Origin of the sequence: Nostoc sp. DedQUE02 (assembly GCF_034531035.1) — a bacterium.
Lineage (GTDB): Bacteria > Cyanobacteriota > Cyanobacteriia > Cyanobacteriales > Nostocaceae > Nostoc.
Genome location: NZ_JAVRBY020000003.1, coordinates 143495 through 165528, shown reverse-complemented (window position 1 = coordinate 165528; position 22034 = coordinate 143495). Strand labels below are relative to the sequence as shown.

Genomic DNA, 22034 nt, shown 5'->3' with positions numbered 1-22034 from the left:
TTATTTGTCATTTGTGTTATTTACTAATGACGAATGACTAATGACCAATGACCAATTTACGGTAAACCCCAATATTGAGAGCGTTGCTGGAGCCAACCTTCTTCTAAGTAACGAGCGATCGCTTGATTCACGCTTCGTCTTAACTCATCGTATTGCAATCCCTTGGGCATTACTACAGACAAGGGTTCAGTTGATAGCTTGGTTGCTAATAGCCGATATTGGGGATATTGTTGCACCCAACCGCTCAAAACGCTAGCATCTGCGGCAAAGGCAGCAGCAGCATTATTTTCTATTCTCTCTCGCGCTTCTTCATAAGAATTCACTCCTACTAACTCGGCGCTTGGCACATAGTACCGCACTTGAGCAATAGTACTAGATTTGTTGAGGACGGCGATTTTCTGTTTTGCCAAATCACTCAACTTTTGCAAAGAGGTATCTTTTGTAACTAATACAGTGCCATCAAAATAATAGGGAACGCTGAAACTAACTATGCGGCTGCGTGACTCGGTTGCTGTGACTCTAGCGATCGCAAAATCAACTTTCTTGTCTAAGACTACAGAGAGGCGATCGCGATTCGCTACAGGTTGAAATTTTACAGCCTCGGCTTTACCAACTAAGTCAACTGCCAAACGCTTTGCCAAGTCAATTTCTAAGCCTTGTAAATTCCCGTTATCATCTTTAAATCCCAAGGGACGCAAATTATCTTTAACGGCAATATTTAGATAGCCACGCTGCTGAATTTCTGACATTTCGCTAGCAGATGCAGTTAATCCCGTCCCCACTAGAGAAAAGCAGAAAATCCAAAAAATTGTAGCGGATAATACCAGATGTAACCGAGTAATTGCTTGCCGTCTGTTACATCTGTTATACATCCCTTGCCACCTTTATCCTTTAGCTTGATTTGCCAATTGTGCAACTTTGCCGAAGCTAGCTGGATCGAGGACTGCCAATTGCGCCAACATCTTGCGATTTAGTTGAACATCAGCTTTTTTCAAGTTACCGATCAACTGGCTATAACTCAAGCCGTGTTGTCTAGAAGCAGCGTTGATGCGGGTGATCCAGAGGCGACGAAAATCGCGCTTTTTCTTTTTGCGATCGCGGTAGGCACTCCGTAGCGCCTTCATCACTTGTTGGTTGGCAGTTCTAAACAGAGTTGAATGGGAACCGCGAAAACCTTTAGCTAGTTTGAGAATTTTATTGCGGCGCTTCCGAGCTACATTACCGCGTTTTACCCGAGTCATAACTTATTTCCTAAAATACTTACAAATATGGGAGCATCAAGCGCACGTTAAGTTCATCGCGTTCATGTACAAGCGCACTTTGGCGCATACCACGCTTTTTGTCAGAAGATTTGTGCTCTAGAAGGTGGCTTTTGAACGCTTTACGACGGACGATTTTGCCGGTACCGGTGGCACGGAATCGCTTTGCCGCAGCTTTACGAGTCTTTAGTTTAGGCATGGTCTAGCTTTGATTCGACACGATCCATTATTATATACTATTAAAATCCGGTTTGATTACTGAAATCACTTGGCTTAGTAGGCAATAGGCAAAAGGCACTCTTGCAAGAGGATTTCAGAATATTAAGGTATACCGATTTTTTTCACGCAATCAAATATGAGTCTTATATTAAAATTGCGATAACTGCAATTAAATAAAGGATTTAGCCAACGGCGATCGCTGTAGAGCAAATTAACTTTACCTATGGATGAAGTCAATATAGTCGAATATGACCCACGTTGGCAGAGTTTATTTACAGAAGAAGCCAAGCGGATTTGGCAGGCACTAGGCAATGATTTAGTTGTGGAAATTGAACATATTGGTAGTACCGCAGTACCAGGAATGGCTGCCAAACCAGTTATTGACATTATGCTGGGAGTACGTTCCTTAGTAAATGCAAAATCTGCTATTCCAGCTTTAGAATCTTTAGGATATGTTTATTGGCGTGAAGATCCGCGTCCTGGACGAATGTTTTTTGTCAAAGGAATGCCACCATACGGAAAACAACGTACTCATCATGTTCACATAGTCGAGATTGACAGCGAATTTTGGGAACGCAAGCTATTTTGTGACTATCTGAGAAAGCATCCTGAAGAGGCGAAACGTTACGAAGCTCTAAAACGTGATTTGGCGGCAAGTTTTCGGAGCGATCGCGAAGCTTATACCAATGGAAAAAATGAGTATATCCGTGCTGTGATGGTCAAAGCACGGAATGAGAATATAGAAAAAAGCCAAAGCCATTGATTTATTTAACTTTTTTCAGTGGCGTTAGCTTTAGGATCTAAAATTATTTGCGAAGTGGATTTATTCACATGGTAAGTCCAAGATTGCTCTTTAACCTTGACAATCACTACCCAGCCTTCTACAGGATCGTACTGCTGGGTGCAGACTTCGCCAAAGTTGAATTGGCAGAGATTTCCAAAGGTTTTTGGTGTAGTTTGAGTAACTTTTAAATCAGCAATTTCTACCCCAGAACGGTTTGAAGCATCGCTCAAAATTGCATCTGCGATCGCCTTGGGCAATGTTTGTAAAGTAATCGCTTTCGGATCTAAAATTCTTTGCTTTCCAGATTTATCTACATGGTAAGTCCACGAATCTTGGCGGACTTTGACAACTACTTCCCAGCCTTCAATCGGGTTGTATTCCCTAGTACAAACTTCTCCAAATTTGAACTCACAGGGATTACCAAAGGTTTTCGATGTGACTTGGGTAATCTCTAATTCCCGTTTACGTACACCGGAACGGAAGGATGCATCTCCTAAAATTTTATTAGCGATCGCCTTCGGCAACTCGTTTGCTTGGGATTGGGATATTTGAGTGTTGTCTGGGTAAGGAATAGCACTAGCAGAATTGTTTTCAATGAGTCCAAATCCACAAGATAGCAAGCTTGTCAACACTAGCGTCAAGAATATTCCTCTGGGTGACTGGAAGGTATTTTTAATTACGGCAGATGCTTGGATGATGGATTTCATATACTATGTATTGATTGTTAAAAATTGAACAGATAATATTGCAATTGCAATCATAATTTGTTTGACGTTGCACTCTAAATTCAGTTTCCTTATTAGGGGTGTGGGAAAGGAAAGCAGAGGGGCAAGAGGGGAAGAGGGACAGGGAGCACAAGGGGGACAAGGAGGAATTATTGAACAAGTCTCTCCCTTGTCTCCCCCTCTTGCTTGTCTACCTTGTCTCTTCTCCATACCCTGTTTGGCCAATGCCCCATCCCTTATGCTTGCTTGACCATTGCCGCTAAATTCATCACACATTCAGGGAATTGGCGCTTTAATGCTGGAAAAACCGGACAAGGCGCTTGTTCTTGTAAATTATCCGGTTTACTCCAAGTAAAGGGGGCTTTCTGCGCCGCAGACATCCACAATAAAAGCTTGGCTCGTGTCATGGCAACATAGAGCAAACGATACTCTTCAGATGTTTTCAAATTCTTTGCCACTTCCCATGCCTGACTAACATCCGGTATGGTAGATTCTTCATGAAGAATAGCGCGAATTTGGGCGCGGGCTACTTCTGATAAGGTAAAGTCGCCCAAGAATTGGCTTTGGGGAGGAACCCAAAATCTACCAGGAATTAAGTTTTCGTGGAGAAAGGGAAGAAATACATAGTCCCAATCTAGCCCTTTGGCTTTGTGCATGGTAATAATTGTCAGTTGACCGCGACGGGTATAACGTTCTTCCGAATCCTCGGTTTCCACTGGTTCAAACCGTTCAGAACTGACGATTTCACTTAAAGCTGAAAGCATTCCCGCCATCGAACTATTGCCAGCTATCTGCTGGTTTACCCGTTCTGCAAGTTTGTCAGCAGTTGCCAATTCTGCCTGGTCGTAATTTAAAGTCAAGGCGAGAAAGGAAATTAGCTGGTATAAAGGCAATTCCAAACGAGCGCGGAGTAAACTACGACACAATTTTGCAGCTTTTTGTACTGTTTCTGGCTGGGTTACTGCTAAGGGGCCAGGATACAAAAACTCTTCTGGCAGACTAGCAAGGGCGTTGAGGTCTTGGGTAGGAATTAATTGGCGCTGTACTAATGCTTCTAGTGCGGCTTTGAGGTAATCGGGGGAGTGGGGGCGATCGCAAAATTGCAATAATGCCAAAATTTCTTGGGGGACATGAGAACGGCGATCGCGTTCTCCCACATCGTAAAGTATAATTTTATGCTCTTTGCACACAGGTGTCAGAGCCTCTGCTAACCATCTTCCCTGACGATTTTCTCTGACTAAAATTGCTGCACTATTTTGTGTTGGGTCTTCGCCAAATAACTCAATCACCCTTTGAGATAACAATTCAACGGTGTGATGAATATCACGCGGGGTATAAAGTTCCAATCCTCGTCCCACTGGTGCGGGGTTGGCGTTAGGTTGAGGATCGCCAGCATTAACAGGGCGAATTGTCTGCAAACGAAATGGTACTTGTCGGTTGTTAGGAGTTTGTTGTTTGTTGCTGGTTGTTGCTAACCACTGATTATTGATCCATTTGAGGGCAAAGTTAGCAGCTTCAATGATAATTCTAGTACTGCGACCGGCTTGATCCATCGTTGCCAATCGTTCGATGCGATCGCACTCTTCGCAAAATTGCCGGAAATAAATCGGATCGGCTGGAGTAAAGGTAGAGTTAATTGCCTGGTTAGGATCGCCAACTCGTACTAAATTGAGTGCTGAGTGCTGAGTGCTGAGTAGAGAGTTAGGAGTTAGGAGTGGAGAGTTAGGAGTTAAGAGTGGGGAATTCTCTCGCTGATATTCGCTATTACTCGCTAAAATTTCTAACAACTGCGTCTGTAAGGGACTAGAATCTTGGGCTTCGTCTTCAAAGACAGCGAATACTTGATTTTGCTCAATCCGACGCGCACTGTCGTTTTCTAAAACGCGCAGTGCGGCTAAAATCATATCGTCGTAATCAATAAAGTCACGCGATCGCATTGAGTTTTGATATTGCTCATACAATCCCGCCGCTATGCTTAAAATTGCATATTCGTCTGTGGTTTGTTTACTCCACTCGCGTAACAATTCTGGCGATATCCCAGAACTTTTTGCTTCATGAATTACCGTATTAGCCAATTCTGGCAATACTTCTGTTCGCAGCACCGATTGGCGACGCAATTTTTCTGTCTCTTCTCCGTCAAATTGATGACCTTCTAATAACCGCAAATATCGGTCTGGATTATTTACAATCCATTGTTCTACAGCAGTTCTAATAAAGCGGTGACTTTGGGTAGGTGTAATTAATGTGACATTTTCTAATTGCAAACCCGATAAATCAGAATGGCGGCTAGCAATATTCAATGCTAGACCATGTAAAGTATAGACAAAAAAGCCCGTTTGAGGTAAAGACAATTTCTTTAAATCTTTGCGGATCTTCGCTTTAATATTGGCAGCAGCAGAGCGAGTAAAAGTAACAACTACCAATTGACGGCGCAAGGATGAACGCTCATACTGGCGTGCGATCGTGATCGCTGCCGCCGCCGCCATACCCGTAGATTTGCCTGCACCAGGAACAGCAGAAATAGCCAAAGGGCCAGATTGCCAGTCAGCCATTTGCTGTTGTCCAGGACGTAGACTGTCGCGGATTGCGAGAATCTTCTCTTGCAAAGAAGAAACAGGCGATCGCTCAAACAATTCTGAGTGCAGTGATTCTTGAGCCACAGGAGCATTAAATTTAGAGTCTGACATATCAAATTTTATATTTTGAAGATGAATTTTCTCAGCCAGAATTCAGTATTCAGCAATTTTTTAGTGGAAGATTTCAACCTGTAACTTTTTTTATTACTAAACTGACATCTTAATGTTAGATTAGATTATCCTAATTTGATATCTTGGTTAGTGCCAACTAACAAAAGAATAAATACACATGAAAATTAAACAACTAATTACAAAAGCACTTAGCTTACCTAATGATGCTATTTCTTATCATGTAAGTCAGGAATTAGCAGCTATTTATCCTAAAAAAGCATTGTTGGAAAGTAATGATAGCTCGTTCAATTTAGAAAAGTATGCTGAGGCAAATCTCTGCAAAATTAAATATGATACTCATATCCATAACCAGACACTCACTGGTTGGAATGGTATGGAAAACCAAATTTATAAATATACTGAAAATGCCAGTTTTCAAGTTTTATGGCAAGAAAAGAAACTTGATGTACTCTTAATGAGTTGGCACGAAGGATATTGTAAAAATCGCTATATTTGGATTTTGGCGAATAGCACAGAAGTAGCTCAAGATTTTTTCGCCGCAGTTTGTGATTGGAACTCACAAATTCGTGATGAACTTTTAGTTTTTGAAGATGGTTACTGGGATAAAAACCCAGAGCTATTTCAATCTATTCAGAGCGCAACTTTTGAAAATCTCATCTTGCATAATACTCTTAAGCAAGATATTCAAGATGACCTAATAAACTTCTTTGCATCCTACGAGACTTACGCAACTTACAGTGTGCCTTGGAAACGTGGTATTTTATTTATTGGCTCACCGGGGAATGGTAAAACCCATACGGTTAAAGCATTAATTAATCAAATGCAGCAGCCTTGCCTATACGTTAAAAGCTTTAAGTCTGAGTATGCTACTGATAGCGAAAATATCCGTAAAGTATTCAAACAAGCACGGCAGTCTGCCCCTTGTGCTTTAGTATTAGAAGATATTGACTCTCTATTGAATGATGAAAATCGCTCTTTCTTTTTAAATGAACTTGATGGTTTTGCCTCTAATCAAGGAATTGTTACCATAGCAACCACTAATCATCCAGAACGTTTAGATTCAGCAATTAGCGATCGCCCCAGTCGCTTTGATCGCAAATATCATTTTGATTTACCAGCTATCCCAGAGCGAGAAGCTTACATCACATTGTGGAATGATAAATTACAAACCGCGATGAACTTGTCTGAGCAGGCTGTAAGTCAGATAGTTTTATTAACCGAAGGCTTTTCTTTTGCTTACCTCAAAGAACTATTTCTCTCATCAATGATTCGTTGGATGAGAGAGATGGAAACTGGTGCGCTAGAGAAAATCATGATTTCTCAAGTTGCAATTTTGCGAGAACAAATGAGCAGTACAATTGTTAGCAGCAAAGATTTAGAAAAGTAATACCAATTGGCAAAAAATTTGTAGATACGCGATGAATTGCGCCTTTACTTTACCCAAGGATGTGTTGCAATCATTAATTGAATTGGTATAAATAAAACTCAGAATTCAGAATGGGCTAAACTTTAGTTATCCGCTAATAGAATAGACCTCTTGCAAAAGTGCTTTTTGCCAGAGAGGGGAAAAGGGTAAAGGTTATGGTTCGGCAAGCTCACCAACCAGGGGAAAAGGAAAATAACAAACCTTTCCCCCTTTCCCCTTCCCCTTTTCCCGACAAATGCCAAGAAGTCTAATGAATTTTGAAGTAAAAAGTAACAAATCCGCACTTTGTACGCGCAATGTCTTTTAGAGAGCGTCAACATTGCTGATTTCTGAATTCTGAATTCTTCTTCAATCCAAAATCGAATTATTCGTCAATCTGCCAGGAATCCTTAGTTAATTCTTCATCTAGAATTTTCTTCGGACGAACGATGATGATAATTTGTCCTAATAGAGGAACTTCTGGTTCAGTTTCAAACCACTGAAAATCTAATTCACCACCGTTTTCAACAACAAAGTAGCTAGAGGCATCCCATTCTCGTTGGGCACGATCTACTACAACTACGACGGGGCCGATTTGGCTTTGGGTTTGGATGGGGAAGCGATCGCTATTGGCTAAAATCACTACTGGATCTTCTGCCGCCAACAACACTTGCCAACCTGGTAAAGGCACCCAAGCTTGCTCTCCAGAAAACTTGACCAACCGAAATGGTTCAATTTCTGTCATTATGGGCACAGCTTGCAAGTCTTGCCGTGACAAAGGCAACTCGCCAACCACGGGTAAGATTCGGGGTAATTGTTCTTCAACTTCCAGGCGGTAAAAGGGTAAAATTGGCGCTGGACGCTGGGGAACAGTAGTAAAATCAGTTAGTAGCTGTTCGATTTTTTGCCTTGCTGCTGGCGTGTGAGCAAAGCGTAAACCTTTGGCAATTAGGCGCGATCGCTGTTGTAAATCTGCATTTTGGCGTGCCAGTTTCCAAACTTGATGAGCAACAGCATCCCCAGGATGGGCAGAAAACCCTTCTGGCAAAGTGCGGTAATAAGAGAACTCCTTCAGGGCTTTTGCTATTTCCCGTGCTTCATCGGCATCAACATTGTGGGCGAAGATCAGTTCGGCGGCGGCGGCGCGTTCTTCTTGAGTGAGTAAACGCAGTTCATATAAAACATCACTGCCGCGTGTGGCATAGTGCGATCGCGTTGCTTCCGATACTCCAAACTTTTCCAAAGAATTGTAAACTTGAGAACCAACAACCACCTGATTTTGTTGAATCGGCTCAAATCCAGTCGCCTCAAAAATTTCTTGGGGGTTGTAACCGGTTTTTAGCAACGAGGCGATCGCGGCTCCCCATTCCACCCAGTTGCCTTGTTTTTGCCTCAGCCTTCGCAGTAACTCTTGTGCTACATCGTTGGTAGTATTGTCTTCGGGATTCTGAGCGTTGGGTGGTAGATCAGTCATAATCGGAGTGCAAGCTTCAACTTGAGAGGTTAATTAACACCTCATGAGCAAGTCTTATTCTAATCTATGAACTACCCAGACCTACTGTCTTGAGTTCATCTGTGGAAACTTATAAAAGAAGGCTGGAGTCTCAAGAAAAGAATTACGCGGCAAATTTTGTCTGTAGCGTCGACTCCTAGCGTTTGAAAATATGCAAAATAACTCAGTATAAACCCTTGGCGATTTTCGGCTATTCTCAACTAAACTTGGTATGGAATATAACAAGAGAGTAAATATTTAAAGGAAATATCTTATGGATAATCCCAGTGTTGAAATTGATAAAATCCAATATCAATTAATGACTCTCGAACGACCAAAAAAGCTGAAAATCTTAGTAGTTGACGATGAGCCAGATAATCTCGATTTACTTTATCGCACATTTCGACGCGACTTTAATGTTCTGAAAGCTGATAGTGGAGTAAACGCCCTACAAGTTTTGGCAGCAGAAGGGGAGGTAGCGGTAATTATCTCCGATCAACGGATGCCAGAAATGAAAGGAACTGAGTTTCTCAGCAAAACAGTACCTCAGTTTCCCGATACGGTAAGAATAATTCTCACCGGATTTACTGATATTGAAGATTTGGTAGAAGCGATTAACGCCGGGCAAGTATATAAATATATTACCAAGCCTTGGGACCCAGGGGAACTGAAGGCAGTAGTCCAAAGAGCAGCAGAAACTTACGACTTACTCAAGCAGCGCACAGAAGAATTACGCCGCGCTCATGCTCAAATGGCGCTGTTGAGTGTTTTGGTACAAGTAACTCAAGCAGCTTCTAGCTTAGAAGAAACTCTGGCTCCAATTGCTAGGGCTGTGAGTGAGACTTTTGGGGCAGAAGGCTGTATTCTACAACTTACAGATGGAAATACTCTGATTGCGACTCAAGGAACTTACAGCGATGCAGGTACAATAGAGAATTGGTTATCTCAAGACCCTCTGACAAAGGAAGCGATCGCCACTGGGCAAATGCAAGTTTCCTTAAATGTACTTAAAGATACTAAACTAGTTGATGCTATTCACTACCAAAATACGGGTGTGCAAGCACATTTAGTGATCCCAATTAGTTACCGTAATCAACTTTTGGGCGTATTGTCCCTACAGTGGAAACAACCTTGCACTTTGCGAGAAGATGAATTAATGCTAATTAAACTATCAGCACAATTAGTAGCGATCGCTCTGACTAGTTGTCATTAGTCATTTGCCCAATGCCCCATGCCCCATGCCCCATACCCAATGACTAACGAAATTCAGTCCATTTTTAACCGTATTGCCCCAGTTTATGACCAATTGAATGATTGGTTGAGTCTGGGGCAGCATCGAATCTGGAAAGAAATGGCAGTAAAATGGAGTGCAGTTGAACCAGGAGATACTGCATTAGATTTGTGTTGCGGTACTGGTGATCTAGCCTTACGTTTGGCACGGCGCGTGGGAGCAACAGGCAAAGTATACGGAGTGGATTTTTCCCAAAACCTGCTAGAAAAAGCTAAAGAACGCTCCCAAAAGCAGTACCCTCAGCCTGCGTTGGCTTTGCCCGCCGTAGGCATTGGCTGGGTAGAAGCTGATGTGCTAAATTTACCCTTTGACGACAACCAATTTGATGCCGCAACAATGGGTTATGGTTTAAGAAATGTTAAAGATATTCCCCGCAGTCTCCAAGAGTTATACCGTGTTTTGAAGCCGGGTGCTAAAGCCGCAATTTTAGACTTTCATCGACCAAGTAATCCTCAACTACGAACTTTTCAGCAATGGTATCTGGATGGTTTAGTAGTGCCAGTTGCCAATTATTTAGGCTTAAAAGAAGAATATGCTTACATCAGTCCCAGCTTAGATCGCTTTCCCATCGGCAAAGAGCAAATGGAGTTAGCTCGTCAAGTTGGTTTTGCTGTTGCCACACACTACCCCATTGCGAACGGTATGATGGGAGTGCTGGTAGTCAGCAAATTTTAGATTTTAGATTTGCAATTTTGGATTGGGGACTGCGGAATAGATAATGGGTAATGGAAAATCTTTAGTGGTTAGTCGAAAAGCAACTAACAATTAATAACCGCCAAATACCAATTACCAATACTCAATCCCTAATTTCTAATCTAGAATCCAAAATCCAAAACTTGTACTGAGCGAACTTGTACTGAGCGAACCTGTACTGAGCGAACCTGTACTGAGCGAAGTCGAAGTAGTCGAAGTAGTCGAAGTAGTCGAAGTATCTAAAATCCAAAACCCTGTGGACTGGTCTCATATTTGGCTTTATGTGTCTCCCCCTGTACTGGGTGGAATTATTGGCTATTTCACAAATGATATAGCCATCAAAATGTTGTTCCGTCCTTACCGAGCAATTTATATTGCTGGGCGAAGAGTACCCTTCACCCCTGGCTTGATTCCCCGCAATCAGGAACGTCTGGCTAAGAACATTTCCAATACAATCATGGGGTCACTGCTGACACCACAAGAATTGCAAAATCTGGCGCGGCGTTTGTTGCAAACAGAACGCGTACAAGCAGCAATTCTCTGGTTGTTGCGGCTGGCGATTGAACAAATTCAAACAGATAAAAATCAAAAAAGTACCCAAATTGTAGCGGGAATTTTGCGGGATTTACTAGGAGAATCCTTGCCACGATTACTCAAGGTTTTAGCGCGACGTGAAGATTTTTTGGAAGTGCAAATCAATCAAATTTTTGACCAGATATTGCTGGAATTTCAACTGAGTGAAGAACAAGCTACGCGGCTTGCTGATTGGTTGTTACAAGTAGTTTTACCGCCGGATCTGCTGCGCCAAACGATAGTTGATTTTTTGACCGATCGCACAATTCAAATTATCGATGAAGGCTTTCGCGAAAAAACCAGTGGAACTTATTGGGTAGTAGCAAATTTATTTGGTTTACGTAATACTCTGACACGGCTACGAACTTTTTGTTTGGATGAAAAAGAGGCTGCTAATACTCGCTTGCAGGAATTGACTCAAGATTTACAAATCCGCGATCGCATTAGGAAATTACTGCAAAATTTATCATTACAAAACTTGCCAATGGGGACGGTGCGCCAGCTACGAAAGACCACCCGCGAAAGTGTCCGTCATTACCTGCAAAATAGTGGCAGTGATTTTTTACAAGGATTAACTGATTCTGTTGATTGGGAAAATATTGCTGTAGTGCTGCTGAATCGTCTTAGTACTTCACCAGTTGTAAGTACTTCTTTAGAAGTCATGAGTCAAGAGTTGGCTCTAATTTTAGAAAAGTATTTAGAAAAAGATTTAGAAGCAATTGTGGCGCAAGCAATTCCGATTTTGTCGATAGATGAGGTGATAGTGGATCGTGTGAAATCAACTTCACCTGCTGATTTAGAAGCTGCGATCGAGGGAATTGTGAAAAATGAATTGCAGGCAATTGTGACTTTAGGCGGCGTTTTGGGTTTTGTTATCGGGTTATTGCAGACAGTGTTTTTAATATTAAGTCAATATTAATTTTTGATTTTTGACTGTAAATTTTTATCAAATTATAGTTGCAAACTCTCCATATTCTGAAATAAGTCGAATTGAGCGATTGCCTTTTGCCTCAATCTCTTGATAAATTACAGATTCGTGCATAATGTCTCTCTGTAATACTCTTTGAATCTGGATAGTGCAAAAATACTTCTGTAGGCTGTTCCCATAGCCGAACTACCTCGAAGTTGATATATAAAAGAGCAATTTTCAAATGACCATTTACTTTTATAAGGTTTGGCAGCCTTATGGCTGTTTTTCTAACTTTTCTCCTCACGGAATCCAGATCGAGGGTACTTACTGGCCAACAGTTGAACATTATTATCAAGCACAAAAGTTTGTTGGCAGCACGGATGCAGCGATTATCCCCCTGATTCATGCGGCTGCCACCCCAGAAGAAGCTGCCACTTTGGGAAGATGTAGCACTCGCCAACTCCGTCAAGACTGGGATTTAGTCAAAACTCAAATTATGCGAGAAGCTGTACTCAAAAAGTTTCTCACTCATAGTGATATTAGAGAAGTTCTCCTAAAGACAGGTGATGAGATTTTGGTTGAAAACTCCCCAACCGATTCTTTTTGGGGCTGTGGTGCTAATAAAGCAGGTCAAAACCATCTCGGTAAAACTCTCATGAGTGTTCGTGAAGAAATCCGTAATTTACTATCTTTAACGAGAATTTACGAATAATTTAATCAAAATAGTTACATTCAACATAAAGTCAGCAATTAAATGGGGAATTTTACTATTCCCCAAACAAAAATTTTTTCAAAATTATTAATAATCTAGTTATTGATTTCAACAAATCTCAATTAATTGAATTAATGCGTAAAAAGGGTAAAAAATATTTTTAATTTCAGGAAATTATTCAGACAATAATTTAAGTAAAATTACTGCAATAGTTTAATGATTGAGAATATAAAATTAATAAATGTCAATGATTAAAATTTTCTTAACTTAGACTTTAGACCATAACCTGAAAGTCTTTAATAATACATCGGTTTGATATCTCCCTAAATCAACTTTAGCAGGACTATGAGGATTAAGAAAAATATCTAATACTTTTCAAATATCCTCTAATCCATTTCCAAAAATATTTGCAATATATCTGATGTACGCCCCTAGCAACACATCTATAGCAAGAATTTATTGAAATGGAATAACAATCAAAGCATTGTAAGTTGAAAATTCTGATCGAAGACAAATGTATAAAAAATTATACTAGAGTTATGGTTTATATAAATAATGATACCTAGAGATAAAGCAAACGCAGTGCAGCAAAATTTAGACCAAGAAAGTTTACTGCACCGGATGATAAAACAGATTCGGCGATCGCTCGACCTTCAAGAGATATTAACCACTACCGTTAGCGAAGTACGTTTATTTTTGGGTACAGACCGGGTAAAGGTCTATCGCTTTGATGGTGATGGTAGTGGTGAAGTCATTGCTGAATCTATTCTTGAACAACGTCTGCCATCTTTATTGGGGCAACATTTCCCAGTTGATGATATTCCAGAAGCCGCCAGAGAGATGTTTTTGTTAGTGGGGCAACGTTCGATTGTGGATGTGGTAAACGAGACAATCGGGCTATCGCCTCTACATTCAAAAGAAACTGGCAAACGTCTCCAAACTAATATTTACTATCGACAGGTAGACCGATGCCATATTCAATACCTAAAGGCAATGGGCGTGCAGTCTTCGTTAGTAGTGCCAATTTTACATTCTGACCCCCAAAAACAATCAGCAGAACCTAAATTGTGGGGATTATTAGTATCTCACCACAGTGAACCGCGAGAAATTTTGAAGCGGGAACTAAAAGTATTACAGCAAGTTGCTGACCAGGTGGCGATCGCGATCGGTCAAAGTAATCTACTCACTGAAGCCCACGCCAAGCAAGAGCGAGAAGCTACTATTAACCGAGTTACCACACTATTACATAAACTACCGACAATCCAATTACAAGCAGCGCTAGAAGAAGTTATTACTGCCTTCAATGGAGTAGGTGGCAGGCTTTACATTCAAGAGAGTAGCGAACTATACACCTGGGGTGAGCAACCAAAACTGCCCTACGAGTTAGACAACGAGATCATCGAAAAGCATCCCCGATGGCAAAACTGGATGGCTGAGTGTAAACAAGGTAATATTTGGGCAACCACTGACCTCTACAAAGAACCACATTTGCGAATTTTGGCTTTAGCGTTCCGTTCTACTAAAATTCGCGGACTTTTGGTGATTCCCCTACATTACCGTGAAAAATTTATTGGTGTATTAAGTATTTTTCGCTCTGAATTTGAAACGGAAATCTTATGGGCCGGACAATGTGAACAAAATCGGCGACAACTGTTACCCCAACTTTCCTTTGAGGTTTGGCGAGAGCAAAAAAAGGGGCAAGCGCCTGAGTGGAAGCCGGGAGACATTTTATTGGCGCAAGCTTTAGAGGATCATTTCTCAATGGCAATTCAGCAGCAGCAAATCTATAAACAGGTACAAGCTCTGAATACCAACCTAGAACAGCGAGTGAAAGAGCAAACTGCTGAACTCGAAAAATCATTACTGTTTAGCAAAGTACTCAAGCAAGTCACAGAGCATATCCGCAGCACTTTGGACTTGCAGACAACCTTGCAATCCATCGTTCGGGAAGTGCGTCCCCTGCTCAATTCTGACCGGGTGATGATTTTTGAACTCAAGAGTAAATCGGTGATTGTGGAAGAGATTAATGGCAATTGGCAATCAGTTTTGGGAGTGACTGCACCAGGAGAATGCTTTCCTGATGAGTATGAGCGTCTATATCTTCAGGGCCGAGTACGAGTAATTAACAACGTTTCAGCAGATTCTTTAAGTGATTGTCATCGAGAGTTTTTGCAAAGTCTGCAAGTGCAAGCAAACTTAATAGTTCCGATTAATATCGGTATGGAATTATGGGGTTTACTAATTGCCCATGAGTGTGAGGCTCCCAGAAATTGGCAGGATGCAGAAATTGATTTATTGCAACAATTAGGAGATCAGGCTGGGATCGCCATTCAACAAGCACAACTCTACCAACAAACCTCTAATGCCGAAGCTGAAGCCAGAAATCAAGCTGCCCAGTTAGAGCATACCCTATACGAACTTCAAGAAACACAGACAAGATTGGTTCAGACCGAAAAAATGTCTGGCTTAGGACAGTTAATAGCAGGTATCGCCCACGAAATCAATAACCCTGTTAACTTTATTTATGGTAATCTCTGCCATGCCAGCGACTACACCGAACAACTGCTAGAAATCTTACGTCTATATCAGCTACACTATCCCCATCCTCATAGTGAAATTAACGCCGCGATCGAAGCGATCGATTTTGGGTTTTTGGTAGAAGACCTCCCAAAAATTATGACCTCAATGCAAGTAGGAACTGAGCGCATCCGCTCAATAGTGCTGTCGTTACGCAATTTTTCTCGCTTGGATGAGGCTGAAAACAAGCGCGTTGACATACATGAAGGCATTGACAACACCTTATTAATTTTGCAACATCGACTGAAAATAAATGCTGAATTTCCACGCATTGAGGTAATTAAAGACTATGGCAACATTCCACTGGTGGAATGCTATGCCGGTCAAATGAATCAGGTATTTATGAATATTTTCAGCAATGCCATAGATGCCCTACAAATAGGGAATAAGCAGTGGGCAAATGAGGGGGACAAAGAGAATAACTCATGCCAAATTCCAACTATCGAGATTTCTACTAAGGTCTCAGCAGACAATTCTCGTCTGTTAATTCGTATTAAGGACAATGGCCCCGGAATGACTGAAGAGGTGAAAAAGCGAATTTTTGACCCATTTTACACTACCAAACCTGTAGGCAAGGGTACAGGTTTGGGACTTTCAATCAGCTATCAGATTATTGTCGAAAAACATGGGGGAATAATGGAATGCATTTCAGAACTTGGCAAAGGTACAGAGTTCTGGATTGAGATTCCTATCAAGCCTCTAGCGAAAATAGTTAACTAAAGTTAGAGGAACAGGGAGTGGGAAGTTGGGATGCTAATACAGTTCAGTTAAGGAAATTTATCTGTTAAGGCAGGCAGGGGAAGCAGGGGATGCAGGGGAAGCAGGGGAAGAATAACTATTGCTAACACTCAATTATTAGTTTCAAAACTTAAAAATTGACTGAGCGATTTTCCAATTCATCCAAAAGATAGATGAGAATTTTATTAAAAATAAACTAAATAAAGGTTTATAATTTATTGAGAGTGGGAAATATATTAAATTTGATTAAAAATAATTTAAAAGTAAAGTTTAGTTGCAAAAAAAATTCCTCTCACCCATAAGTGATAATCTGATAATTGAAGCGACTACAACAAGCTTCCCTGGCAGATATAACAGCTGCATTTGGAATATTAGTAAGAGGTAAAAGGCGCTGTTTAACTTACATCTGTCTCGTCAACACACTGCAACACCCAACGCGAAAACTGCTGTTTCCTCAAATATGGAAGATTAAGGGGCACTGTAACTGATTTTCATTACTTGTTTACAAAAGCGATGAAAGTTATTACATCCCTGCGTAAGATAAACAAGGAGAGGAGATAGTTCAGAGAGTAGAGGTTTGGGTGTTGTTGTGTTTAAAGAGAAGTCTAACAATAAAGTCTCCTCTGGTGTAAGATTATACGAAGTTGAATAGCGAGAAACAGTTAAAATAGCGTCTTATGTCAATTATTGCGCTCAGAGCGTGGTATCTACAGGATTATGAGCCGATTCCAGAACTGGAAAAACGTCCGCCAGACATTCGCTTAAGCAAAAAAAGCCTGCTGAAATCAGCATTGCGAGCAGATTTTTTGGAAGAAAGTGACGAAGTTAAGAAATCAACTTGGTTTGGGCGCTATCTAGAAGGGGAAAATATTGAATTTTATGTTGAAGGTAGTGGTGGTTATTGCGTCTCTAATATTGACTTGATTAGTCATGAAATTTATTTTACTAAGCAGGCAGTGTTGGCTCAGTTAGAACCAACGATTTTTTTATCATCTCAAACTGAGTATGCCGCAGCAACAAATGTTCTTAGAGAAGAACTGCGAAAAAGTTTGGATAGTTTAAATTTGCGATCGCGCCTTCCTCTAACATTAATAGAATCCTCTCGTCCTAGCGGTGCGCCTGTACGAATTAACCGCACGATTATGCGAAAAATTCGTAAGAGTTTATTATTTATTGCTGACACCACTTCCATTGCTAGTATTGATGGTAAAGAAGCACCGCAATTAATTCCGAGTCCGAATGTTTGTATTGAGATTGGCTATGCCATCCAAAGTAAGCGATCTGAACAGATTTTACTAGCGCAAATGCAACGCCCAGACTTTGAAGGGCAATTTTCTTTCGACTTACCCACACAGCAAATTTTGCAATTTCAAGATACCACAGAACTGAATAAAATTCTGACAGGAACTATTGAAAACCAGCTAACAAGATTCAAATTGTTTTTTTGAGCAAGATAATGGGTATAAGGCATTAGTTATTCACTAATGACTAATGCTAAACCTTAAAATAAACGAACAGGCTTTTTTTGGAGTTGAGAAGTAATTGAGCTTACCCGATCAACCACAGAAATCATGTATTTGTAATCTGGTACTTGTCCATTGGGTACATACCCCACTTCTTCAGCTAAACCTGAAGGTGAATCGCTCATCACTTTGCGGATAAACTCTTGACGGTTAAGTTCTATATTCGGCCCAATCAAGACTACACCTAATGGTACATAATGAGGGTCTTTAAATAGTATGCGAAATTCGGTTGGGGCAAATTGTGAAGCGTAGAGGCTTAATTCTGCCTCCGAGACGGCACAAGCGATCGCTTTTTCTTGAGCAACCAATTCTAGAGCCGCTTTGGGTGTGGGTGCAAATAGGATGTCAGCTAGTGTTGTACCATAAAGATTGTAAAGAGGTAAATAATATCCTGTTGCTGAACCTAACTGTCCTAAAGCCACTGTTTTACCTTGTAGCTGTTTCAAGTCGGTTATCGGATTATCTTTGCGAACAACGAAGATAGAGCGCAAATTACTAATACCTATTAAAGGAAATAGGGGAACATATTGGTAGCGTGCGATCGCAATAGCTGCTAAACCCGGTGGAGCAAATACCAATGACCAAGCACGAGCCTCAAGACGTTCAACCGCTCTATTTTCATTGAAAACAGGCTCTAGCTGAATATATGCATTTGTCTTTTCACCCAAGTAACTATTGAATTTGGCATATTGGTTAATTATCTGTTCGCCTCCACCATAATTAATAACGCCAATGGTTAGCGTACCCTCAAATGGTTTTGATTGGCAGGCAACAAATGTAAAACCTAGCAGATGAAACAGAAATAACCGACGGGAAAATCGCAAAGACATCATTAATTATGGTTAAGGAACTAACTTGGATTTCAGGACTAATTTAGATAATCACTGTTGCCTAAGTAGGTTATATTACAGTAAAAAGTTAATATTTATTTAAATATTTTTGAGACATTTTTAAACTAGGTATAAATAAATATTAAACAACTCAAGTAACATTTCGTTGGTTAAGTTATGTTGAACAACATTACGTTAAAAAACTTAAAAATAGGTGCTAAATTTAACTTACTTTTAATATTAGTTTTCATAGTCAGTATTTTGGGAAGTGGCATTGCCTTATCCAGTGTACTTCAAGGGAGAGCGCAAAATGAAGTAACTTCTCAAGCACAAATTCTCATCCAAATGGTGAACGCAGTTAGAAACTATACACAAAATCGGATAAATCCTTTATTAGAACCTAGAATTGAAACTCACCCAACGTTCATACCTGAAGTAGTGCCAACTTTTTCCTCTAAAGAGGTTTTTGAAAATTTTCGTAAAAAGCCTGAATTTAAAAACTTTTTTCATAAAGATGCAACACTTAATCCAACTAATTTAGCAGATAAAGCTGATAATTTTGAAACTCAACTTGTAGAGCGTTTTCGTAACGATTCCAAACTTTTAGAAATTACAGGCTTTCGCAATTTCCCAGAAGGCGAAGTATTTTACATTGCACAACCACTAAAAATTACACAACAGAAATGCTTGCGATGTCATTCTACACCCGATCAGGCTCCTAAAACCCAGTTGGCAACTTATGGGTCAGAAAATGGTTTTGGTTGGCAACTCAATCAGATTGTTTCTGCCCAAATAATCTCTGTTCCTTCTCAAGAAATTTTTGCCAATGCAAGACGTGCTTGGATATTGATAATGGGGCTTTTAATTACAATCTTTGCGCTCGTAGTTTTCTTAACTAACTTCTTAATCAAAAAATATGTAATTCACCGTATTAGAAGAATAGAGAAAATAGCTCAAAAAGTTAGTATTGGTGATATGAGCGCAGATTTTGAAGAAAGCTCTAATGATGAAATTGGCGGATTAGCGGAAGCATTTAATCGGATGAAAGCTAGTTTAAAAATAGCTCTGGAGATGTTAAATAGCCAAAATTGATAATTTTTAATTCACAGAGAGAAAAACTTAATATTTAAAAAATCAAGAGAGTAGGCGTTGCTGAAATTGCAAAGCTTTTTGAGTATCGGGAATTTGTAATGCTAAATTTTTGACAAATTCTTCACGAGAAATTTGACCAGAAGATTTAACAGCTTTTTGGACTAAAAACTTAGCTATTGGGCCAATAAAATTAGCCAATTCCCGCTCACACTGATTCACAAAACTGTCACTGATTACTTGAAGCTCTTGACTTGGTAAATTATTCGACTTAATTCCAGACTGATTACTAAATTCCTGTAGTAAAGTAGGTTTTTCTAGGAGAAATATTGTTTTCTTCTTAAAATCAATTTGTTGATTTACTCGAAGATGAAGGGCTAATTGATTAATTAATTCTTCCAAATTGGGTACTGATGCCGCAACTTGTTTTAGTAATCTTGAGGCAACAGGGCCAACAAATTCTAAAAGAATTGTTTCCAAGCGGTTGTAACTCTCCGCAGACAGGATAGAAGCAGGATATCCAATTGAGTTTTGTTGAGAAAATGAAGTTTGAGGCGGTTGTGTAACAGATAATGATTGAAGTGATGGTGCTTCTAGTTTAGTATCAAGATGCTTAAGCACCTGTAGAACTTCAGCCGCAGACTGATAGCGCTGTTTAAAGTGGTGTAACACCATCTTAGATAGCACAGATGCCAACTCAGAACTGACATTAGCTTGATGCTGCCAAGAAATTTCTCCTGTATTTGGGTCTTCCTGAAAGTTTATCGGATGTAACCCCGTTAGTGATTGAATACCAATAATACCCAAGGAATAAATATCGCTGTTGGGGCGGGGCTTACCTTGCCCCTGTTCTGTAGACATATATCCTGGGGTGCCAATGATAATAGTAGCCCCCGTCTGTCCTGAAATTGTCAGCAGTTGAGTTTGGATTTGTTTGACAGCACCAAAGTCAATCAGTACTAACTTACCGTCTTGTTCCCGCCTAATTATATTGTCCGGCTTGATATCTCGATGGATAACGTTGTTGCTGTGAATAAATTGCAGAATACTCAACACCTGTTCAAGCAGTTGAATTACTTGCTCTTCTCTCCAACGTTGATTGGGGAATAGTTCGGCTTTTAGAGTATGTCCTTCAATGAACTCTTGCACCAAGAAGAACTCTTGATTGTCTTCAAAATAAGCTAAAAGCCGAGGAATCTGGTCATGGTTGCCTAGTTTTTCTAGTGTTTCTGCTTCACTGTTAAATAGCCGTCTAGCAGTTTCGAGAAATTTAGGGCTACGAGTGACAGGCTTAAGGTGTTTGACAACGCATTTTGGGAAACCTGGTCGATGGGTATCTTGGGCTATGTAGGTTTGACCAAATCCACCTCCGCCTAAAACTTGGAGGACTTGGTAACGTCCGTCTAATAATTGTCCTAACATTGGGTCACAAGTTTTAAGTCCTCAAATTAATCTTGGCACAACTACCAGCTTTGGTAAGGTTTGTTGAGACATAAATTAGGTACGATAGTGCTGAAAGCTCAAGGTTTTTTGAGGATTTTACTAGAAGTTCATGATTCCCTAGACTCCAAATCGGCTTGCAGCCATATTATTGTTGAAGCTTTAATTCCTTAGAAATTGGTAGTGCCTCAACTTTGGAAGTTGTTACTGGTTGAGAAGCTATACTAACTTCTCCTAGTGAAGTTTTGTTTACAAAGTAAGTGATTCCTCTAAAGCTTAATTTATAGGCTTCTGGTGGTAAAGGAACTTCTGCTGATTTAGAATTTGGATCAACACGATAGTTAATGCCACGGTACATCAAATTATAAGCTAACCCCAGTTGAGGAACTGGTTGAAACGGCTGTTCTGTTTTTTTGCTGTCAACTTTATTTGGGTCGTATTCGTAGCTCAGACCACGATAGTAAAGTTTCATAATTTTTCCCTTTTGAATAACTATTTTTCAACAATGTCAATTACTTATCAGAGGTTAATTAGATACTTATGCAACTAATGTAAACTTAAATTTTTTAAGGAACCGGTTATGGGATTAAGCGTCTAAAGTGAAGAGTTATTGGGGATTGGGTATGGGGTATGGAGCACTTGTACTGAGCGTAGTCGAAGTATTGAGCATTGATTATTATTTTCCTTTGTGCGTCCGCAGTTCCTCTGCCCCTTCTGCCTCTGCTGCCAACCTCCCGTATGCTTACCCTTTTCATTCGGGGGTTACGTGGTTAACAATGGGTTGAATGTTTTTTAAATGATTCAACTCTTATGCCTAGAACTCCAAATGAATATGCCGTATATCTCCTACTGGAAAGCGGCCACCGGGAAGAAGTACGTTTTCCCACTATCCAAGAGTTTCAGAAGTGGTATAGTGGCGAACTTGTGCCAAAATCTGCTTCTAATGACTTTATTAGCGTGCCGATCAAAAATATTCAAGGGGAATATATGGTAATACGCCCTTCTCGGATCGTCGCAATCCGGGTAGAACCCGTTTTTAGTTCCAGTGTTGAAAGATTCAACTAAA

19 protein-coding genes are annotated in these 22034 nt (G+C 40.3%); 10 read left to right on the top strand and 9 right to left on the bottom strand.

What is annotated here, in order from left to right:
- Positions 1-56 precede the first annotated feature (56 nt).
- The 3 genes from RMX98_RS04695 to rpmI are packed head-to-tail and all read right to left on the bottom strand — an operon-like array spanning position 57 to position 1458.
- Positions 57-872, bottom strand: a complete 816-nt coding sequence (locus tag RMX98_RS04695; RefSeq protein WP_322676724.1) for a transporter substrate-binding domain-containing protein — start codon at positions 870-872, stop codon at positions 57-59.
- A gap of 12 nt (positions 873-884) precedes the next feature.
- The gene (gene rplT / locus RMX98_RS04690; RefSeq protein WP_322676723.1) at positions 885-1241 is read right to left on the bottom strand and encodes a 50S ribosomal protein L20; all 357 of its coding nucleotides are present in this window, start codon (positions 1239-1241) and stop codon (positions 885-887) included.
- A gap of 19 nt (positions 1242-1260) precedes the next feature.
- Positions 1261-1458 carry a 50S ribosomal protein L35 gene (rpmI, locus tag RMX98_RS04685; protein ID WP_069069782.1) on the bottom strand — a complete coding sequence of 66 codons (198 nt, stop codon included), beginning with the start codon at positions 1456-1458 and terminating at the stop codon, positions 1261-1263.
- Positions 1459-1701: 243 nt separating this feature from the next.
- Here rpmI and RMX98_RS04680 point away from each other — a divergent pair, with 243 nt between their 5' ends.
- The gene (locus tag RMX98_RS04680; RefSeq protein WP_322676722.1) at positions 1702-2241 is read left to right on the top strand and encodes a GrpB family protein; all 540 of its coding nucleotides are present in this window, start codon (positions 1702-1704) and stop codon (positions 2239-2241) included.
- A gap of 5 nt (positions 2242-2246) precedes the next feature.
- Here the strand turns inward: RMX98_RS04680 and RMX98_RS04675 are convergent, their stop codons facing one another.
- Both RMX98_RS04675 and RMX98_RS04670 read right to left on the bottom strand, forming a co-directional pair.
- Positions 2247-2969: a hypothetical protein gene (locus tag RMX98_RS04675; RefSeq protein ID WP_322676721.1), complete on the bottom strand. Its 723-nt coding sequence runs from the start codon at positions 2967-2969 to the stop codon at positions 2247-2249.
- A 254-nt stretch (positions 2970-3223) separates the two neighbouring features.
- Positions 3224-5674, bottom strand: coding sequence for an ATP-dependent helicase (locus RMX98_RS04670; protein WP_322676720.1), 2451 nt, complete (start codon positions 5672-5674; stop codon positions 3224-3226).
- 178 nt (positions 5675-5852) lie between these two features.
- Between RMX98_RS04670 and RMX98_RS04665 the strand changes: the two genes are divergently transcribed.
- Complete coding sequence (locus RMX98_RS04665; protein WP_322676719.1) at positions 5853-7082, top strand: ATP-binding protein; 1230 nt, start codon at positions 5853-5855, stop codon at positions 7080-7082.
- 403 nt (positions 7083-7485) lie between these two features.
- Here RMX98_RS04665 and RMX98_RS04660 read toward each other — a convergent pair whose 3' ends face one another.
- Positions 7486-8574, bottom strand: coding sequence for a RuBisCO accumulation factor 1 (locus RMX98_RS04660; RefSeq protein ID WP_322676718.1), 1089 nt, complete (start codon positions 8572-8574; stop codon positions 7486-7488).
- Positions 8575-8866: 292 nt separating this feature from the next.
- Here RMX98_RS04660 and RMX98_RS04655 point away from each other — a divergent pair, with 292 nt between their 5' ends.
- From RMX98_RS04655 to RMX98_RS04630, 6 genes are all read left to right on the top strand, one after another.
- The gene (locus RMX98_RS04655; RefSeq protein WP_322676717.1) at positions 8867-9805 is read left to right on the top strand and encodes a response regulator; all 939 of its coding nucleotides are present in this window, start codon (positions 8867-8869) and stop codon (positions 9803-9805) included.
- Between the two features lie 39 nt (positions 9806-9844).
- Entirely contained in the window at positions 9845-10558 is a 714-nt protein-coding gene (gene ubiE, locus RMX98_RS04650) for a bifunctional demethylmenaquinone methyltransferase/2-methoxy-6-polyprenyl-1,4-benzoquinol methylase UbiE (RefSeq protein WP_322676716.1), read from the top strand.
- A 274-nt stretch (positions 10559-10832) separates the two neighbouring features.
- A complete protein-coding gene (locus RMX98_RS04645; protein WP_322676715.1) occupies positions 10833-12068 on the top strand; it encodes a DUF445 domain-containing protein in 1236 nt (411 codons plus the stop codon).
- A 232-nt stretch (positions 12069-12300) separates the two neighbouring features.
- The gene (locus tag RMX98_RS04640) at positions 12301-12771 is read left to right on the top strand and encodes an N-glycosidase (protein WP_322676714.1); all 471 of its coding nucleotides are present in this window, start codon (positions 12301-12303) and stop codon (positions 12769-12771) included.
- Between the two features lie 555 nt (positions 12772-13326).
- Positions 13327-16068: a GAF domain-containing protein gene (locus tag RMX98_RS04635; protein WP_322676713.1), complete on the top strand. Its 2742-nt coding sequence runs from the start codon at positions 13327-13329 to the stop codon at positions 16066-16068.
- Positions 16069-16763: 695 nt separating this feature from the next.
- Complete coding sequence (locus tag RMX98_RS04630; RefSeq protein WP_322676712.1) at positions 16764-17534, top strand: hypothetical protein; 771 nt, start codon at positions 16764-16766, stop codon at positions 17532-17534.
- Positions 17535-17587: 53 nt separating this feature from the next.
- Here the strand turns inward: RMX98_RS04630 and RMX98_RS04625 are convergent, their stop codons facing one another.
- Positions 17588-18439: a phosphate/phosphite/phosphonate ABC transporter substrate-binding protein gene (locus RMX98_RS04625; protein ID WP_322676858.1), complete on the bottom strand. Its 852-nt coding sequence runs from the start codon at positions 18437-18439 to the stop codon at positions 17588-17590.
- A gap of 177 nt (positions 18440-18616) precedes the next feature.
- Here RMX98_RS04625 and RMX98_RS04620 point away from each other — a divergent pair, with 177 nt between their 5' ends.
- Positions 18617-19531, top strand: coding sequence for a DUF3365 domain-containing protein (locus RMX98_RS04620; RefSeq protein ID WP_322676711.1), 915 nt, complete (start codon positions 18617-18619; stop codon positions 19529-19531).
- A gap of 42 nt (positions 19532-19573) precedes the next feature.
- Here the strand turns inward: RMX98_RS04620 and RMX98_RS04615 are convergent, their stop codons facing one another.
- On the bottom strand, positions 19574-20950 hold the full coding sequence (locus RMX98_RS04615) for a serine/threonine-protein kinase (protein ID WP_322676710.1): 1377 nt from the start codon (positions 20948-20950) through the stop codon (positions 19574-19576).
- A 166-nt stretch (positions 20951-21116) separates the two neighbouring features.
- The gene (locus tag RMX98_RS04610; protein WP_322676709.1) at positions 21117-21440 is read right to left on the bottom strand and encodes a DUF4278 domain-containing protein; all 324 of its coding nucleotides are present in this window, start codon (positions 21438-21440) and stop codon (positions 21117-21119) included.
- A 338-nt stretch (positions 21441-21778) separates the two neighbouring features.
- On the opposite strand from RMX98_RS04610, the gene RMX98_RS04605 reads away from it, so the two are divergent.
- Positions 21779-22033, top strand: a complete 255-nt coding sequence (locus RMX98_RS04605; RefSeq protein WP_322676708.1) for a hypothetical protein — start codon at positions 21779-21781, stop codon at positions 22031-22033.
- Position 22034 lies beyond the last annotated feature (1 nt).

Bases quoted from the DNA above. Each gene is read 5' to 3' on its own strand.
- RMX98_RS04620 (WP_322676711.1), top strand. From the start codon at position 18,617: ATGTTGAACAACATTACGTTAAAAAACTTAAAAATAGGTGCTAAATTT.
- RMX98_RS04670 (WP_322676720.1), bottom strand. From the start codon at position 5,674: ATGTCAGACTCTAAATTTAATGCTCCTGTGGCTCAAGAATCACTGCAC.
- RMX98_RS04680 (WP_322676722.1), top strand. From the start codon at position 1,702: ATGGATGAAGTCAATATAGTCGAATATGACCCACGTTGGCAGAGTTTA.
- RMX98_RS04655 (WP_322676717.1), top strand. From the start codon at position 8,867: ATGGATAATCCCAGTGTTGAAATTGATAAAATCCAATATCAATTAATG.
- RMX98_RS04625 (WP_322676858.1), bottom strand. From the start codon at position 18,439: ATGTCTTTGCGATTTTCCCGTCGGTTATTTCTGTTTCATCTGCTAGGT.
- RMX98_RS04605 (WP_322676708.1), top strand. From the start codon at position 21,779: ATGCCTAGAACTCCAAATGAATATGCCGTATATCTCCTACTGGAAAGC.
- RMX98_RS04640 (WP_322676714.1), top strand. From the start codon at position 12,301: ATGACCATTTACTTTTATAAGGTTTGGCAGCCTTATGGCTGTTTTTCT.
- RMX98_RS04695 (WP_322676724.1), bottom strand. From the start codon at position 872: ATGTATAACAGATGTAACAGACGGCAAGCAATTACTCGGTTACATCTG.
- RMX98_RS04635 (WP_322676713.1), top strand. From the start codon at position 13,327: ATGATACCTAGAGATAAAGCAAACGCAGTGCAGCAAAATTTAGACCAA.
- rpmI (WP_069069782.1), bottom strand. From the start codon at position 1,458: ATGCCTAAACTAAAGACTCGTAAAGCTGCGGCAAAGCGATTCCGTGCC.
- ubiE (WP_322676716.1), top strand. From the start codon at position 9,845: ATGACTAACGAAATTCAGTCCATTTTTAACCGTATTGCCCCAGTTTAT.
- RMX98_RS04610 (WP_322676709.1), bottom strand. From the start codon at position 21,440: ATGAAACTTTACTATCGTGGTCTGAGCTACGAATACGACCCAAATAAA.
- RMX98_RS04615 (WP_322676710.1), bottom strand. From the start codon at position 20,950: ATGTTAGGACAATTATTAGACGGACGTTACCAAGTCCTCCAAGTTTTA.
- RMX98_RS04660 (WP_322676718.1), bottom strand. From the start codon at position 8,574: ATGACTGATCTACCACCCAACGCTCAGAATCCCGAAGACAATACTACC.
- RMX98_RS04665 (WP_322676719.1), top strand. From the start codon at position 5,853: ATGAAAATTAAACAACTAATTACAAAAGCACTTAGCTTACCTAATGAT.
- RMX98_RS04630 (WP_322676712.1), top strand. From the start codon at position 16,764: ATGTCAATTATTGCGCTCAGAGCGTGGTATCTACAGGATTATGAGCCG.
- rplT (WP_322676723.1), bottom strand. From the start codon at position 1,241: ATGACTCGGGTAAAACGCGGTAATGTAGCTCGGAAGCGCCGCAATAAA.
- RMX98_RS04675 (WP_322676721.1), bottom strand. From the start codon at position 2,969: ATGAAATCCATCATCCAAGCATCTGCCGTAATTAAAAATACCTTCCAG.